The 817-nt window shown below is 39.4% G+C and carries 2 protein-coding genes; both read right to left on the bottom strand.

All coding sequences use genetic code 11. From position 1 onward, the window contains the following. Nucleotides 1-159: 159 nt before the first annotated feature. On the bottom strand, nucleotides 160-462 hold the full coding sequence (locus WAO84_RS17165) for a HigA family addiction module antitoxin (protein WP_340067373.1): 303 nt from the start codon (nucleotides 460-462) through the stop codon (nucleotides 160-162). A gap of 11 nt (nucleotides 463-473) precedes the next feature. Further along, nucleotides 474-755, bottom strand: a complete 282-nt coding sequence (locus WAO84_RS17160; RefSeq protein ID WP_340067372.1) for a type II toxin-antitoxin system RelE/ParE family toxin — start codon at nucleotides 753-755, stop codon at nucleotides 474-476. Nucleotides 756-817: the final 62 nt, after the last annotated feature.

The raw sequence follows: 817 nt of genomic DNA, 5'->3' as shown, positions 1-817 counted from the left end.
TAACGGTTTGGCTATGAGTTGCGTGGGTTAGCGGTTAACTTTGCAAGCCTGCCTGCCGGTAGGCAGGTACACACAGAGTTGGAAATTCCTGCGGAATTTCCAAAGTAGGCGAGAACGAGCAACCCGCCTGCCGGACGGGCAGGTTACTTATAGCCATTGTTAGGCAACGTTTTTATTTTCATATTTTTTTATTTCAGCCAGTTCAGCTTGTTTTTCATTTCGTTCTTCTTCGATATCGTAATCATCTTGAAGTCCGAGCCAAAATTTGGCTGAATTCCCAAAATATTTGCTCAACCGTAAAGCCGTGTCCGCCGTTATTCTGCGTCTTCCTTTAATAATTTCCGAAATTCTTGTCTGCGGTATTTTCAAATCCTTTGAAAGTCGGTAAGCCGAAATTTCGAGTGGCTCAAGAAATTCAAAGTTCAAAACTTCGCCAGGATGTACATTTGCCAACTTTTCCATTTTGTTCTTTTTTAATGATAGTCGATTATTTCCACTTCGCTTGCGTTTCCGCTATTCCATTTAAAAATGATTCGCCATTGTTTGTTAATCCGAATACTGTAAAAGTCCTTTAAATTCCCAGAAAGTTTTTCAAGTCGGTTGGAAGGCGGAACCCTCAAATCCATAATATCCTGAGAGTTGTTCAGCATTCTCAATTTCCGACGTCCAACGTTCTGGATTTCAATCGGCATTTTTTTAACTCGAATACCTTTCCAAATCATTTCGGTTTCTTTCGAGCCAAATGAAATAATCATACTTTTGTTTTACGTTACTAACGTCAAAAGTAAGTAAAAAGTTTGTTTTGTGCAAATGTTGC

The sequence above is a fragment of the Ascidiimonas aurantiaca genome (assembly GCF_037646345.1).
Taxonomy (GTDB): Bacteria; Bacteroidota; Bacteroidia; order Flavobacteriales; family Flavobacteriaceae; genus Ascidiimonas; species Ascidiimonas aurantiaca.
The sequence above is the reverse complement of the archived record's forward strand: the minus strand, read 5'-3'. Positions and strand labels throughout refer to the sequence as shown.

Bases quoted from the DNA above. Each gene is read 5' to 3' on its own strand.
- WAO84_RS17165 (WP_340067373.1), bottom strand. From the start codon at position 462: ATGGAAAAGTTGGCAAATGTACATCCTGGCGAAGTTTTGAACTTTGAA.
- WAO84_RS17160 (WP_340067372.1), bottom strand. From the start codon at position 755: ATGATTATTTCATTTGGCTCGAAAGAAACCGAAATGATTTGGAAAGGT.